This window comes from Candidatus Epulonipiscium viviparus (genome assembly GCF_030708075.1).
In the GTDB taxonomy this organism is placed as follows: domain Bacteria; phylum Bacillota; class Clostridia; order Lachnospirales; family Cellulosilyticaceae; genus Epulonipiscioides; species Epulonipiscioides viviparus.
Genome location: NZ_CP117982.1, coordinates 1,578,597 through 1,593,970, shown reverse-complemented (window position 1 = coordinate 1,593,970; position 15,374 = coordinate 1,578,597). Strand labels below are relative to the sequence as shown.

Sequence of the window (15,374 nt, the reverse complement as noted above, 5' to 3'; positions counted from 1 at the left end):
CTCGGAATATTTTTGTATATAACCTCTTCTCATACTATATCTATATTATGAATTGGAATCAAAGTAATATGTAATTGCTATGTATTTATATAGGCAATTTTAAGAAAAAATCGTGTCAATTTTTCTCATGGGAATTATTTCTCTGGGTATTTTTCTGGAATAGTTTTACATTTTTAACAGACTTGATCTTCATAATTTACCAAAAAATATGTTATAAATGAAATTACAAAAATTTTTTCTGCATAAATTTAGACGGAACAAATGTTCTTTCATTCAAACACCATAATTTATTTTTGTATAACCCCGGTAATTTTTGATACTTTTTAAAAAAAATGGCACTTTTATGATTTTTTATCGTCTTAATCTTGCAAAAGTAAAAAAAAGTAAAAATATTTATATTTTAATATTGTTACTTGTTCAAAAATAGGTTATAATAAAATAGAAGAAAGAGTTTCTTGGACTCTTTAATTTGAATATGGAGGGATTTGATGAATAACTTAGTTGCAAGAAACAAAGTGGATGCTCTTTTCGATGCAAATAGTTTTGTAGAAATTGGAGCGCTTATAAAAAGTAAAAGTACCGCTTTCTCTTTGTCTTGTGAAGAGACACTAACAGATGGAGTGGTTTGTGGATATGGTACAATTGGCGGAAGACTCATATATATTTGTATTCAAGAAGAGAGCGTTATGGGTGGTGCAATTGGAATTATGCATTCTAAGAAGATCGCCAAAACTTATGAAGCCGCAAAAAAAGTTGGCGCACCTGTTATCATGTATGTCAGCACCACAGGAGCAAGACTAGAAGAAGGCATCGAAACTTTAGAAGCTTATGGTCAAATCTACAAAGTAATGGCATCTTCAAAGGGAGTTATACCTCAAATAGTTGTTGCCGACGGCAATGCTCAAGGCGGAGCATCTCTACTTTGCGGAATTGCAGATTTTGTGTTTATGGATGAGAAAAAAGCTAAAGTATTTTTATCAAGCGTTAATACTATGGACGACAAAGAGTTAACGCCAGACAAGATCCAAACAGCTAAAGTTCACGCGGCAAACAGTGGTCTTGCAAATTTTGTAGGAGACGAAGCTTACATATCAACAAATGTAGCTAATCTTCTTTCATTCTTACCTTCAAACTTTTTAGACAAAGGAAATTGGCAAGATTGCTTGGATGATTTAAACAGGGTTGATACAAATTTAAATAATTTTGATTTTGATAACACAGAAATTAAGACAGTTGTTACAAGTATTGCAGATGATAACAACTACCTAGAAATTTCTGCAGACTACGGAGCTTCTATTTCTGCAGGGTTTATCAAACTCAACGGAACCACTATCGGGGTGATTGCAAACGAAGAGCCTGGAATTTGCTTACACGGAATCAAAAAAGCAAACAAGTTTTTGGACTTCTTAAATGACTTTAGCATCCCAGTTCTCACTGTGGTTAATGTTTCAAATTTTGTATCTAGCGAAACTTCAGAACAACAAGGAATCATCGAAGAGTTTGGCAAATTTACTGTTAAAATCGCCAACACAAAAGTTCCAAAAGTTAGTCTAATTTTAGGCAAGGCTTATGGAAGCGCGTATGTACTAATGAACTCTTCACATGTGGGCGCGGATTTGGTTCTCGCTTGGCCAACTGCAGACATTACTCTCATGCCAACCGAAAGCGCTGTTAAGATCATGTATGCAAAAGAACTTGCTGCGGGGGAAATTGATCAAGACACACTAAACGAAAAAGTAACTGCCTATGCTGAGCAAAACGCAGGTGTTGACGCTATGGCGGCGCTCGGATATATTGATGAGATTGTTGAGCCTGCGTCTAGTAGAAAGCGTCTTATTTCTGCATTTGAAATGCTTTGGAGTAAAGGATACGACGCAAAATAATTTTATAACCAAAAGAGATAATAAAAAATAGTGTTTATTTAAATAGGGGGTTGATGAAGTGAGTGCATTTTTAGCTGGATTAAATACTTTTGTAATCGGTGTATGCATCGTCTTCGTTGCGCTTGTTTTACTTATTGTTCTTATCAATGTTTCTGGTAAGTTAATTGCTAATCTAGAAAATAAAAAGCAATCACCTGCAGAAACGGCTGTTGAGCGTGTTACAGTTGATACCAAAAAAGTAGAGCCAGTTGTTGTTGAAGATGAATTAGAAATTGTTGCAGCCATTTCTGCTGTAATCGCATTAAGTCTTGGTACAACTACAGATAAGTTAGTAGTTAGATCATTAAAAAGAGTTAGATAATAAATTTAAAAAAATAATGGAGGGTATTATAAAATGAGAAAATTTCAAGTTAACGTAAATGGTAACGCATATGAAGTAGAAGTTGAAGAATTAGGCGCTGGCCAAACACTATCTGCACCTGCTCCTCGCGCGGCGGCTCCTGCTGTTGCAGCTCCAGTTGTTGCGGCTCCTGCGGCTGTTGGTACAGGCACTAAAGTTGTTGCACCTATGCCCGGAAAAATCGTTGGCGTAAAAGTTACTGTTGGCCAAGACGTTAAAGAAGGCGACCTTGTTGCGGTGCTCGAAGCTATGAAAATGGAAAACGAAATTTTTGCTAGTACAGGTGGAAAAATCACTTCTATTGTTAAACAAACAGGTGATACTGTTGAAGCAAATGATGTAATCGTAACTATAGCTTAAAAACTAGCTCAATATACAATATAGATAAAGAGAGAGCTAATTGCACGGAAACTTATGGGGAGGGTTAAAATGAATACATTTGAAGTGTTTATGCAATCTATAAGCAACTTCGTAATGGAGTCAGGATTTGCTCAGCTAAATCTTGGCTATATCGTTATGATTGTCATAGCTTGCGTATTACTATATTTAGCGATCGCAAAAGGTTTTGAGCCGCTATTGCTCGTACCTATTGCATTTGGTATTTTGATGGTTAACTTGCCAGGCGTTGGAATTAAAGCATATCCAGCAAACGGGGAACCTGGTGGTTTATTATATTATATTGGAATGGGTAAAGATTTAGGAATCTACCCACCACTAATCTTTATTGGTGTTGGCGCCATGACAGATTTTGGGCCACTAATTGCAAATCCAAAAAGTTTACTTCTAGGCGCTGCAGCGCAGATCGGTATTTTTGTTGCATTCTTAGGTGCGCTTTTATTAGGATTTTCACCAGAACAAGCAGCAGCAATCGGTATCATCGGTGGCGCAGATGGTCCTACTTCGATTTATACAGCTACAAAATTAGCTCCAGAACTTTTGGGCGCAATCGCAGTTTCAGCTTATTCATATATGGCATTGGTTCCTGTAATTCAACCACCAATTATGAAAATGTTTACTACTGCCGAAGAACGTAAAATCAAAATGGATCAACTTCGTCCTGTTTCTTCAACAGAAAAAGTTTTGTTCCCTATTATCGTTACTATTTCTGTTTCATTATTGCTTCCATCAGCAGGAACACTTGTGGGAATGCTAATGTTCGGTAACCTTTTAAAAGAAGTTGGAGCAACATCTCGTCTTGCCGATGTCGCAAGCAACGCGCTTATGTCTATAATTACAATTTTATTAGGTATTAGCGTTGGGGCATCAACTGGTGCTGATCAATTTTTAACAACACAAACTCTTGGTATTCTTGCACTTGGTTTATTCGCATTTGTAATCGGTACAGGTAGCGGAGTTTTGTTTGGTAAGCTTATGTGTAAAATGAGCGGCGGAAAGATCAATCCTCTTATCGGTGCTGCGGGCGTATCTGCCGTACCAATGGCAGCAAGGGTTGTTCAAAAAGTTGGCCAAAAAGAAAACCCATCAAACTTCTTGTTAATGCATGCTATGGGTCCTAACGTTGCAGGAGTTATAGGCTCTGCAATTGCTGCTGGCGTTATGTTATCAATCTACGCAAACTAATTATAAGAATACAGGGAGGTCAAAATTTTGAGTAAAATAACACCAAAACCAATTAAATTGATGGACACAACTTTACGTGACTCTCATCAATCTCTTATTGCAACACGTATGAAAACCGAGGAGATGCTTCCAATACTAAGCAAAATGGATGCAGTTGGATTTGCCGCACTAGAAGTATGGGGCGGAGCAACATTCGATGCGTGTCTTCGCTTTCTAAAAGAAGATCCATGGGAAAGATTACGAAAAATTCGTGCGGGAGCTCCAAAAACTCCTCTTCAAATGCTATTTAGAGGTCAAAATATTTTAGGATATAGACACTATGCAGATGACGTGGTTGAGTATTTCGTTCAAAAAAGTATTGCAAACGGAATCGATGTAATAAGAATCTTCGACGCATTAAACGACATCAGAAACCTTCAAACCGCTGTTAATGCGTGCCAAAAAGAGAAAGGTCACTCACAAGTTACAATATGCTACACACTAAGTGAGGTTCACACTCTTGAATTCTTTATGAAATTGGCCAAAAACATCGAAAATATGGGAGCTGACTCAATATGTGTTAAAGATATGGCAGGGTTGTTGGTACCATACGAAGCAGATAGACTAATTAGCTCTCTTAAAGAAGCAGTTAAAATACCTATCCAACTTCATACACACTACACAAGCGGTGTTGCGTCTATGACATACCTAAAAGCAGTAGAAGCTGGGGTAGATATAATCGATACAGCAATGTCTCCGCTTGCATTGGGTACTTCTCAACCTGCAACAGAGGTTATGGTTGCAACTTTCAAAGATACACCATATGACACAGGGTATGATGAAAAATTATTAAGCGAGATTGCAGAATACTTCTTGCCAATAAGAGAAAAAGCCCTTGCATCAGGGCTATTAAATCCAAAAGTATTGGCAGTAGATATCAACACTTTGCTATACCAAGTTCCGGGCGGAATGCTTTCAAATCTTGTATCTCAGCTTAAGCAACAAAAGGCTGAAGATAAGTACTACGAAGTTCTTAGAGAGATCCCTAAGGTGCGTGCAGACTTTGGATACCTACCTCTTGTTACACCAACAAGCCAAATCGTGGGTAACCAAGCAGTTCTAAACGTACTTGCAGGCGAAAGATACAAAATGGTTTCAAAAGAAGCAAAAGGCATCGTTAAAGGTGAGTACGGTGAAACACCAGTTCCAATTTCCGACGAAATCGTGAAAAAAATCATTGGTGATGAGCCAAGAATCTTCCACAGACCTGCAGATGACATCAAACCAGAAATGGAAAAGCTCAAAAAAGAAACCGCAAGATACGTTCAACAAGACGAAGACGTTTTATCTTACGCGTTATTCGATCAAGTTGCGACAGATTTCTTCAAATATCGTGAAGCTCAACAAACTAACGTTGATCCTGCTATAGCAGATGAAAAAAATAAAGCATATCCAATCTAGGATGTGTCGCCAAGGACAGCCCTGTGTCATGCAGGGTTATCTTTTTTTATATACTAATTTTTGAATGGAGTAAACTTAATCGACAAATCTTTTTCATAATCGGCAATAGTATCAGTTTCGCCTTTGGTAACTATGCATAAGCTAACTCCATGATTACCAAACCTAGAAGAACGACCCGCTCGATGCACATAAGCATTAGAATTTGGTGGCAAGTCTAGATTAATTACATATGAAATGCTAGGTATGTCAAGTCCTCTAGCACTAAGATCAGATGAAACGAGTACATTTGTCTTATGGGCACGAAATTTAGATAACGCACTAGCCCGATCCTGCTTATCTTGATTTCCTGTCAAAATACTTGCCTTAAAACCATGGTGTAATAGCCTATCATATACTAGCTGCGCTTCATGTGAGTTGTTGATAAAAACCAATGTAGCCTCGGGAGATTCCTTATTTAATACAGATCTCAGGACATCGTACTTTTTTCTATACTCTGCTGCTATCACAAAATTGTGCACAATATTACTATTAATTGCAGCGTCTTGAGAAACTACTTGCGGATCCTTTAGAAATTTGAAGTCTGCAGTTGTCAAAGTCGCAGAAGACAATATAATCTGAGCCGTAGTTGGCAACGCTGAAATAATCTTTTCGACCGTTGCCTTATGCTCGTTGTTAAAAAAGTAATCGGCTTCATCTATAACCAATGCTGTTAAAGTAGTTGCTTTAAGCCTTTTAGAAGATATAAAGTCTAGGGCACGATCGGGAGACCCAACGAGAATGTGTGGCTTTTGCTTTTTTAGGGTCTCCACAATACGTGAAGGATTGCCTACCAAAGATGTACAAGTAATCGGAAGCTGACTATTTTTGATTAGCAGTCTAACTTGGTCTAGCGTTTGAATAATGAGTTCCGACGTAGGTGCCAAAATCAAAACCTGTGATTGCTTTATATAATTAATTTTTGAAAGCAGAGGAAGTAAAAAAGCAAGAGTTTTACCACTGCCAGTGGGCGCCAAAAGCACAGTATCCGCGCCGGTGGAAATGGCCTCAATTGCTTGGTTTTGCATAGGTGTAAGTTCTTGAATATGCGTCAAAGCGTTGTAAAGTTCTTGTTTTATCATCAAAAAAGCTCCTTTGTAAATATTACTTTTTATAGTATTAACCTTTGTTTGATATTCTAATCAGCAAGGCAAAGTTTATTTTTTATGATATACATTTAGTATTTATTGTTAAAGTGTAAAATATAGGAATATATATTCATAAAAAATACGCATTTTTTTAATAATACTTGTATACACTACTTATAGATTAAAAAAATATCGGGAGGGAAAAAATGGAGTATATAATTTTACTTATCGGGTTTGTGTGTCTAATTAAAGGTGCCGACTTTTTTGTTGAAGGTGCATCTTCTATTGCAGCATCTCTCAGAGTGCCAACCCTAATTATTGGACTTACCATCGTGGCATTCGGAACTAGTGCGCCAGAATTAGCTGTTAGTATCACATCTGCGATCGACGGAAAAAATGCAATAGCAGTAGGAAACGTAATTGGTTCGAATATTTTTAACATTTTGATGGTAGTAGGTTTTGCAGCTGCAATATTGCCACTAAAAGTCAAAAAAACAATTTTAATTAAAGAACTTCCATTTACTTTATTAGCATCTGTTATATTATTAGTTATGGGCTTAGACTTTGTGCTTGGAGATGTTGGCGCAGTGAGCGGGTTAACAGGCTATATTGATCGCGCAGATGGACTTTTGTTATTGTTCTTTTTTGGAATTTTCATATATTATTTAGTAGAAGTCGCATTGGAATCTCGCAAAAATAATGAGCCAGAAGAAGAGATCGAGACAATGCCAATGAAGAAAAGCGTATTATTATCTATCGGAGGCATCATCGCCATTGTTGCCGGTGGAAATTGGGTAGTAGATTCTGCCACAGAAATAGCGTTGGCCTGGGGAATGTCAGAAGGCTTAGTAGGGCTTACCATCGTTGCTATCGGCACATCTTTACCAGAATTTGTCACCAGCATCGTCGCTGCAACCAAAGGTCAAAGCGATATCGCTTTAGGCAATGTAATCGGTTCAAATATCTTTAACATATTTTTAATATTAGGCATATCCACACTCATTAATCCTATACCAGTAACAGGCGAAGTGATCAGCGATATACTAATAATGATCCTAACAGTTCTAGCAACATTTGCGTTTGCAATTACACAAAGAAAGATTGTACGTTGGGAAGGTATTGTCTTCGTTTTATGCTATTTTGGTTATATGGCATATATAATAATGAGGTAACCAAAAAAATAAAGCAAACAGATATTAGGAGAATTGATTTCTGATTAATCCAGAAATTAATTCTTTTTTTATATATACAAATTAATATTTTTTGAGACATTACTACATAAGTTTATTTAAAGGAGAAACGATAACGAAACAAATCATTCATAAATTAACCAATATTATAAAAAGTGATCCAGCAGAGATATATGACTCCACCGGATCACTTTTTGATTTACTTAACTAAGCTTTGCTTTTAACAAAATAACTCGTCGCTCAACCTCTGCTATAATGGCTTTAAATTCCTCATCACTTTTGCCAGTTGGATCATCCAAGCCCCAATTTTCAGCATATTGCGAAGGCACATTAGGGCAGCTAACATTACACCCCATGAAAATAACAACATCTGGTTGCGGAATAGCATCCAAAACTTTGTTATACTGCGTCTCTTCCATGTCTATCTCATAAATATTCTTGATCAACCTCACCGCGTCCTGGTTGATTTGATTCTTAATTATTGTGCCTGCAGAAAAGCTTTCGAATACATCTGAACCTAAACGCTTGCCCAGCGCCTCCGCAATCTGACTTCTACAAGAATTGTGATTACAAACAAACGCCACTTTAGGCTTCCCTTCACACTTGATTTCTGGTTTATATGTATCAAAATCATAGTCTATATCCAACGTACCATTGTCTCCGTGATAATGAATAGCCCCTGCTGGACACTGTCTTTCGCAACCATGGCAACCATGAACGCAGCCATTTCCATACACCACTTTGGGTTTAGCACTCTCTTCGTCGGGTTTATAAACGCCGTGCTGACACATATCATTACAGACCATACATCCTAAACATTTATCATCATCTATAACGGGATACCAAGTTTGACTCATTTTCAAATTCCTCCTAGTTATTTATATATTTATATTATATCAAATTTTTTTGATTTGTCAAGTATTATTAGATGCCGGCCACAAATTTATTGGTTGCATTTTTTATATTTTGATGCCATAATTAATTTTTAACAAAATTATTTTAGGAGGACATAACTATGAAAGAAAACTCTGAAATTTTTGCGCTTGCTCCGATTCCGCTAAAAGATAGAATGAGCGCCAAATCGATGGCATACATACAAGCCGGCATTTGCGTATGCGTACCATCATTTTTATTAGGAGCGATCCTTGCCGATTCGATGTCAGTTTCAAGCGGCATACTCTCGGGAACCCTTGGATATTTAATTGTGGTTGTTGTGATGGCTATCTTGGGGCTAATGGGGAGCGATTTGGGTGCGGCAACTTGTACTCTCGCACAGGCCGGAATGGGAGTTTTGGGGTCGAGATTTATTGTGAGCACGGTATTTGCTTTAAATTTAATAGGCTGGTTTGGAATCAACAACGCAGTATGCGGAGAAGCCTTTACCAATGTTTTACTTAGCGAATTTAATATTGCTATACCAGTTCCCATATCCAGCATCATCTGGGGAATCATCATGCTATCCACAGCGATTTTTGGAATGAGGGCAATAGAGAAATTAGACAAATTATCGATTCCGCTACTAATGTTTATAATGATTATGGGTACATATTTGGTGATAAAAAAATATGGAATTGCCTCACTAAATACAGAAGTCGAACAAACAATGAGTTTCATGTCCGGCGTTGGATTATCTTTCAATTTTTATGCTATTGGAGCCATTACCCCTTGCGACTTTACACGATTTCAGAAAACCCGCAAAGATGTGATCAGTTCCACATTTTGGGGAGTTTTTCCTATGGGCGTTATTACACTAATTATGGGTATTATAATGGCCAAATTAGCAAATAATCATGATATAAGCATGGTTTTGATAGGCATAGGGCTTCCTATTTTGGGTGTCGCATCTATGATTTTATCTACCTGGACCACCAACTCAACCAATGCTTATACAGGAGCACTCAATACAATTATGATTTTTAATATTTCAGACAATAGACGAAGAGAAGTGACACTTGTAGTCGGCTTAGTTGGCACAATTTTAGGTGCATTTGGAGTTCTCAACTATATCGAAGCCATTCTCAGTATGCTAGCTTGCATTGCTTGTCCTATAGGAGGCATCATGATAGCAGACTATTTTGTGGTGGGCAAAGGCAAAAGCGAAAATTGGCACGCCGTTGCTGGCTTCAATTGGGCAGGTGTAATCGCCTGGGCAGTTGGGGCTGTTATTGCATATATCTTATATATAGAATATTTGGGGGTCGCAATCGGCTTTGTCGCATATCTAATATTAGAAAAATTTATGCCATCACCATCTAGAGGCAATAACGCAAATCGAATTGTAACCGAACTCGAAAACAGTGTAATCAGACTTTAAAATAATTCACAGAAAGGATATAACGTATATGAAAATTCTTACACAACAAGAAGTAATCGACATATTATATGGATGCACCGTTTTAGGAACAGGTGGCGGCGGTTCGCTGGCAGAGGGGCTCGAAATAATGGCCGATGATTTTGCCAATGCTAGGCCGATACATCTATTAAACGTGACCGACATAGCGGACGATGCCTACATCGCGACACCCTATGGATGCGGTGCACCAAAACAAGAAGGAGACGAGTTAGAAGACAAGTATAAGCATTTGCCTCAAATAGAGGATATCCCATCAGTCGTCGCATTTAAAAAGTTAGAAGAGTTTTTGGGCACCAAGTTTAGTGCTATATCTTCCACCGAATTGGGTGGTGCAAATACAGCAGAAGCACTGCATATCGCAGCTCTGCTCGGACTCCCCATAATGGATGCCGACCCAGCAGGGCGATCAGTACCCGAGTTGTCGCATTCCACCTATTTTATAAATAACGTACCAATAGCACCCATGGCTGTTGCCACCGAATTTGGCGACGTCGTAATACTAACCGATGTAGTTGATGATTATCGAGCCGAGGAAATTGTTCGCGCAATAGCCGTGGCAAGCAACAACCTGGTAGGGGTGGTCGACCATCCAATTCAGGCCACACAATATCGCCAATCGGTCATCGTGGGTGCCCTCAGTCATGCGATGAAAATTGGTCAGCTGGTAAGAGAGTTTGGCGCCGAGTCTCCGCATGTCATTGCTGCTGCCGAGTCTGGAAAAGTTTTGATAGAAGGCATAATAACACGAACATCTTGGGAGCGCACTGGCGGCTTTAACATTGGCGAAATCCAAATCGAAGGCGATGGCAGCTACGATCAAAGTTTTTGTACTATATGGTTTAAAAATGAAAATCTCATTGCATACAAAGATGGCGACGCAGTAGTGACATGCCCCGATCTAATATGTATATTCGATGACAACGGAATGCCTGTAACCAACCCCGATGCCGTTGCGGATATGCATGTTGTAGTTATCGCATTGCCAGCACCAGAGATATGGAAGTCTGCTGCTGGTGTGGAATGCTTTGGTCCCAAATATTTTGGATTCGACTTGGAGTATATTCCTATCTAAAATAATTCAACAATTCCCATCGCCTGCTCAATAAATTTTTCATCTATTTTCGCATCGAGAAGATTTCGAGCAATCCGTTTCGCGTTCGAATCGATTGCGGTATTGAGCATAGCCTCAACCTCTTCCCATTCTGCTTGAGCTGCTGCAAATGCGCGAGTTGCATCGATAACATTTTGTGCCAACTTTGCCAATGTAGATTGTTGAGTATCTTCTGGATCAGTTTCTGTGTAGGTTGCTACAACTTGCAGTTTTGCTATTTCGGCATCTATTGCTGATGCAGTTAGCTCATTCGCATCGGAAATACACGTTATTTCTGCTATTGCCGCTTCGCGAATCATATTCTCGGCCGATTGAGGTTGTCTTTCCGATAAAATCTCGGCAGCTTTAAATAGATCCGTCTGCGCTTTAATAAGTTCGATATTTGCTGTTTTAACTTTATTTTTAGCCCTTCTAGCTGACAGAATAAGTTCTCCAACTTCGGCATGAAATATAATCATTAATCCACCGCTTTCTATATTTTAAGTTGATTTTGTAGCTTTTTAATTTCGCGAACAGGAAGTCCCGTAGAAGTTGCGATAAGTTTGAGGTCTAACTTTGCCATTAACAAATTTTTAGCAACCTTTTTGATGCCAACAGCTTCTGCTTCTGCCAATTTTGTCTTCATATCCCGAGCTTCTTGCTTTGCTAGAGTTGCCTCTATTTTTGCCTCTTCTATTGCAATCTGAGCAGTTGTCAGTTCTGTTGCAGCTTCGTTGATCCTCGCCGTTGCGTCTAGCTGGATTTTTGCCATATTGCTCATCGCATAAGCCGCCTCCAACTTTGCTTCACGTGCGGCTGCCAACAACTGTGCGTATTCAGATTCAAATGCCATTGCCAAATCACCGCTTTCTTTTAACATATTGCCAAAGTACATATTATCAAAATATTCTATTAGTTCACCCAACCCAATTTTGATCATCAGCAGATCGCTTTCCTCCGCATTTAGCCGCGCTATTTGATCGGATATACGTCTCGACTGCGCTAAGAAATTTTTCTTGATTTGTCGAAGCCCGTCCCTTTTTTCAGCGTTGGTTATCAGCGGATTTCTTGCTAATGTATCTATTTTCACTTTGTATCGCAACAGTGTTAGTGGCAACAGGTTATACATTTTATATTTGCGAACATCTGCAACATCAAGATTCAACAATTGTAATTCGCGTATATCTATTTTTAGAGTAGACTTATTTGATTGGAAAATATAGGAATTGATTCGCAAGTTGGCGTCTTCTTTTTCCAAGTAGATAGATTCTTCTTCACATTCAAATATCCTCTTTTCTCTCTTTTCTGAGATTCCCAATTTTGTGTTCATATTAAACATTAATACTATATTTCTCTTGGGTGACTCTAGTCGTGCAAAACGAAGAGCCATATGTTCGTTACTGATTCGAAATTCAATTTGATATATATGCTGCCTAATTTGAATAACAACATCAGCCAAAATAGCTTCAAAGCATAAAGCATTCTTAAGCGCTGCTGCAGGCACAAACGAAATATTGGTTAACGAACCTGCCATATACTCATTATAATATGCTGTTGAATATATACGATCTAAAGTACCAAGAAACATGTGTGGAGAGACCTGTAATAAATATTTCAAAATTTGAACTAAACTCACTTTAGTATGAGGCTTTTTGGGTTTACCAAAAATGGCATTGGGCCCCACCAACTCCTCAAACATTACAGACAAAGTTGGCAACTGATCTTCTACCAAATGCAAGTTCGACTTTAAATATTTAATCAAATCTGTATTATCCTTTTTAGTTCGACGCCTATAAAATAACATTTACCACACTCCTAAAGACTCTTTTGAGAAAAGTAAAAAAAGGCACAGACGGCCATTGCTATCTATGCTTCTACTGCACTTTAGTTATTACTTAGATTAAATTTATCATGAATTGCTCTCATAGCTCTTTTCATGTCGTCTTTTTCTATTAAAATGGATATCTTTATTTCTGATGTTGAGATGATATTAATGTTAATGTTCGCATCATACATAGCTTCAAATACCTTCGATGCGACGCCAGAATTTGATACCATTCCTGCTCCCACAACCGACACTTTTGCTATATTTTCTTCATATTCAACGCCTGCGACTCCCCATATATTTAGGTTTGCATTCACGATTTTTTTCACATCGTCTAGCGAATCTTTATCTATACTAAATGATATGTTTCTTTTGCCGTCTGTGGCCACCGATTGGATTATTATATCCACGTTGATCTTGTTTTTTGCTAGTGTATTAAATACCTCAAATGCTTTTCCAGGCTTGTCTGTTATCTTAAGCAATGACACTCTGGCAACGTTGTCGTCTCCAGCGACACCACTAATTAACATTTTTTCCACTTCTGTTTCCTCCTTAACAATTGTTCCTTCTGATTCGTTTAAGCTCGATCTTACAACCAGCTCCACGTGATATTTCTTTGCCATCTCTACTGATCGATTATGAAGCACTTTTGCTCCCAAAGATGCTAATTCCAACATCTCAGAATACGTGATTTGATCTAACTTTCTAGCATCAGGGACAACTCTCGGATCTGCTGTATAAACTCCATCCACATCGGTATAGATTTCACATTTATCCGCATGTGTGGCCGCCGCTATCGCAACAGCTGTTGTGTCCGAGCCCCCGCGTCCCAAAGTTGTTAGGTCATCGTATCTATTAACTCCCTGAAAACCGGTGATTATTACAACATTGCGTCGATATAACTCAGATTCAATTCTGTTGGTATCTATCTTATTTATTCTAGCAACACCATAGTCGCGAGATGTATGCATTTTAACCTGCGATGCATTAAGTGATACTGCCGGAACGCCAAGTGTTTCTAGCGCCATTGCCATAAGCGCCACCGATTGTTGCTCGCCCGTAGTTAAAAGCATGTCCATTTCTCGCTTTGACGGATTGGGATTAATTTCCTTTGCTTTTGCAATTAAGTCGTCTGTTGTATCGCCTTGAGCCGAAAGAACCACTATAACTTGGTTGTCTGCACGGTAAGTCTTAGCAATGCGATTGGCCACATTGAGAACTCGCTGTGCGTTCGCAACTGAGCTACCTCCGTATTTTTGAACTATTAACATATTTATGTCACCTTTCTTATATAAATTTGCTTTCAGAGCATATCATGAGTCTGCAAACAATTTCAAGGGGCAGCATTCAAAAAATACAGCAAAACATTAATGATACTCATCCTTTGTTATAGTGATATAATCCACGCTGGGATTTGGGTATCGAAGAGAGTTTAAATTAAAAAAGTAGCTAACAGCTACACCATCCTCAAAGCTGCTAACCACATAGTGCGTATCTTCTTGCCATTCATGAGCCTCCGCAAAAAGCATCTCGCGCGCATCAGTTAGGTTGATATTATAATCTGGTACCTTTGCATAGACTATAGATGGCTTTAGTTTCTCCGCAACAGCATTTAATTTTACATATAGCGTGGTCGCGTCATCGTTAACCGCCGCCAAAGACAAGTCAGTCGTGTTTTGAACATCAAATTTATATTGCTCTACAAACGAGGCAACGCTAGCCATGTCATTAAAATATCTGTCATAAAAACTTACAAAATCAAAACCAATAACGTTTTCGGTAAATTTGGTATACATCGTTGCATCTGCATAGTACGCATTAGTTTGCGGTGCGACAATAGATCCCGGAGATGGCTCAACCCCCGCTGCAATATAGGCTTCTAGCAACTCGATGTTGTGCTTTTCGATAACGCTAAATACATCCACATTAAAATGATCTGCTTTCACAGAAGGATTATACCAAGTTCTGGCAACAAAATAAGCCTCCAAATCGACGGAGTCAAAAATACATCCATGTTTCGCGAAGATCTCGTTTTTAGCAATGCCCGCTTGCTCCAAAGTGAGGTGGTCAATGTCCTTTGTCTCCAAATAGACCGCGCTACTAAGAGGAACGATATACTCTGTCGGACTCGACGAAAACGATAGCTGCGCCGTATCTCCGGAATGTTCATACATCTTTAACAAATGAACATTATACTGCTCAAGTTCCGACAACTTCTTCACATCAAACTCTTGCTCTAATGTAGACGGAATATACCACGACTGATTTCTAAAATAGGCATCAAGCTCATGATCTACAAAAATATAGCCATGACGAGCATAAATCTCATTGCGTGCCAGTCGGGCCTGAGTTGCTGTAAGATGATCGATATCCTCCCAATTTAGATACGCGCTATCACTTTCGGGCAGTATATATATCTCTTCCGCATACAGCACCGAAGAAATTAACACCGCACTACTTAAAACTGCATATGCCATTCTTTTCATAC

The 15,374-nt window shown here is 38.6% G+C and carries 14 protein-coding genes; 8 read left to right on the top strand and 6 right to left on the bottom strand.

What is annotated here, in order from left to right; all coding sequences use genetic code 11:
• Positions 1–488 precede the first annotated feature (488 nt).
• The 5 genes from PCY70_RS06555 (at position 489) to PCY70_RS06535 (ending at position 5,304) form a co-directional block, all read left to right on the top strand.
• Positions 489–1,883 (top strand): carboxyl transferase domain-containing protein, encoded by a 1,395-nt coding sequence (locus tag PCY70_RS06555; RefSeq protein ID WP_305768891.1) that lies wholly within the window; start codon positions 489–491, stop codon positions 1,881–1,883.
• Between the two features lie 58 nt (positions 1,884–1,941).
• Positions 1,942–2,244 carry an OadG family protein gene (locus tag PCY70_RS06550; RefSeq protein WP_305768890.1) on the top strand — a complete coding sequence of 101 codons (303 nt, stop codon included), beginning with the start codon at positions 1,942–1,944 and terminating at the stop codon, positions 2,242–2,244.
• Between the two features lie 33 nt (positions 2,245–2,277).
• Positions 2,278–2,643, top strand: coding sequence for a biotin/lipoyl-containing protein (locus tag PCY70_RS06545; protein ID WP_305768889.1), 366 nt, complete (start codon positions 2,278–2,280; stop codon positions 2,641–2,643).
• Positions 2,644–2,712: 69 nt separating this feature from the next.
• Positions 2,713–3,864 carry a sodium ion-translocating decarboxylase subunit beta gene (locus PCY70_RS06540; RefSeq protein WP_305768888.1) on the top strand — a complete coding sequence of 384 codons (1,152 nt, stop codon included), beginning with the start codon at positions 2,713–2,715 and terminating at the stop codon, positions 3,862–3,864.
• A 27-nt stretch (positions 3,865–3,891) separates the two neighbouring features.
• The gene (locus tag PCY70_RS06535) at positions 3,892–5,304 is read left to right on the top strand and encodes an oxaloacetate decarboxylase subunit alpha (RefSeq protein WP_305768887.1); all 1,413 of its coding nucleotides are present in this window, start codon (positions 3,892–3,894) and stop codon (positions 5,302–5,304) included.
• Between the two features lie 53 nt (positions 5,305–5,357).
• Here the strand turns inward: PCY70_RS06535 and PCY70_RS06530 are convergent, their stop codons facing one another.
• Positions 5,358–6,422: a DEAD/DEAH box helicase gene (locus tag PCY70_RS06530; RefSeq protein WP_305768886.1), complete on the bottom strand. Its 1,065-nt coding sequence runs from the start codon at positions 6,420–6,422 to the stop codon at positions 5,358–5,360.
• A 212-nt stretch (positions 6,423–6,634) separates the two neighbouring features.
• Between PCY70_RS06530 and PCY70_RS06525 the strand changes: the two genes are divergently transcribed.
• On the top strand, positions 6,635–7,600 hold the full coding sequence (locus PCY70_RS06525) for a calcium/sodium antiporter (RefSeq protein WP_305768885.1): 966 nt from the start codon (positions 6,635–6,637) through the stop codon (positions 7,598–7,600).
• Positions 7,601–7,821: 221 nt separating this feature from the next.
• Here PCY70_RS06525 and PCY70_RS13805 read toward each other — a convergent pair whose 3' ends face one another.
• Positions 7,822–8,259 (bottom strand): arsenate reductase/protein-tyrosine-phosphatase family protein, encoded by a 438-nt coding sequence (locus PCY70_RS13805; protein ID WP_416387538.1) that lies wholly within the window; start codon positions 8,257–8,259, stop codon positions 7,822–7,824.
• A gap of 374 nt (positions 8,260–8,633) precedes the next feature.
• Between PCY70_RS13805 and PCY70_RS06515 the strand changes: the two genes are divergently transcribed.
• Positions 8,634–9,932 carry a cytosine permease gene (locus PCY70_RS06515; RefSeq protein WP_305768884.1) on the top strand — a complete coding sequence of 433 codons (1,299 nt, stop codon included), beginning with the start codon at positions 8,634–8,636 and terminating at the stop codon, positions 9,930–9,932.
• Between the two features lie 28 nt (positions 9,933–9,960).
• On the top strand, positions 9,961–11,043 hold the full coding sequence (locus PCY70_RS06510) for a DUF917 domain-containing protein (RefSeq protein WP_305768883.1): 1,083 nt from the start codon (positions 9,961–9,963) through the stop codon (positions 11,041–11,043).
• Here PCY70_RS06510 and PCY70_RS06505 read toward each other — a convergent pair.
• The 4 genes from PCY70_RS06505 to PCY70_RS06490 all read right to left on the bottom strand — a co-directional run bounded on the left by PCY70_RS06505 (position 11,040) and on the right by PCY70_RS06490 (position 15,372).
• The gene (locus tag PCY70_RS06505) at positions 11,040–11,540 is read right to left on the bottom strand and encodes a hypothetical protein (protein ID WP_305768882.1); all 501 of its coding nucleotides are present in this window, start codon (positions 11,538–11,540) and stop codon (positions 11,040–11,042) included. The two genes, PCY70_RS06510 and PCY70_RS06505, sit on opposite strands and share 4 nt — an antisense overlap.
• Before the next feature lie 14 nt (positions 11,541–11,554).
• On the bottom strand, positions 11,555–12,865 hold the full coding sequence (locus tag PCY70_RS06500) for a hypothetical protein (protein WP_305768881.1): 1,311 nt from the start codon (positions 12,863–12,865) through the stop codon (positions 11,555–11,557).
• Between the two features lie 80 nt (positions 12,866–12,945).
• Complete coding sequence (locus tag PCY70_RS06495) at positions 12,946–14,157, bottom strand: aspartate kinase (RefSeq protein ID WP_305768880.1); 1,212 nt, start codon at positions 14,155–14,157, stop codon at positions 12,946–12,948.
• Positions 14,158–14,253: 96 nt separating this feature from the next.
• A complete protein-coding gene (locus PCY70_RS06490; RefSeq protein ID WP_305768879.1) occupies positions 14,254–15,372 on the bottom strand; it encodes a YARHG domain-containing protein in 1,119 nt (372 codons plus the stop codon).
• Positions 15,373–15,374: the final 2 nt, after the last annotated feature.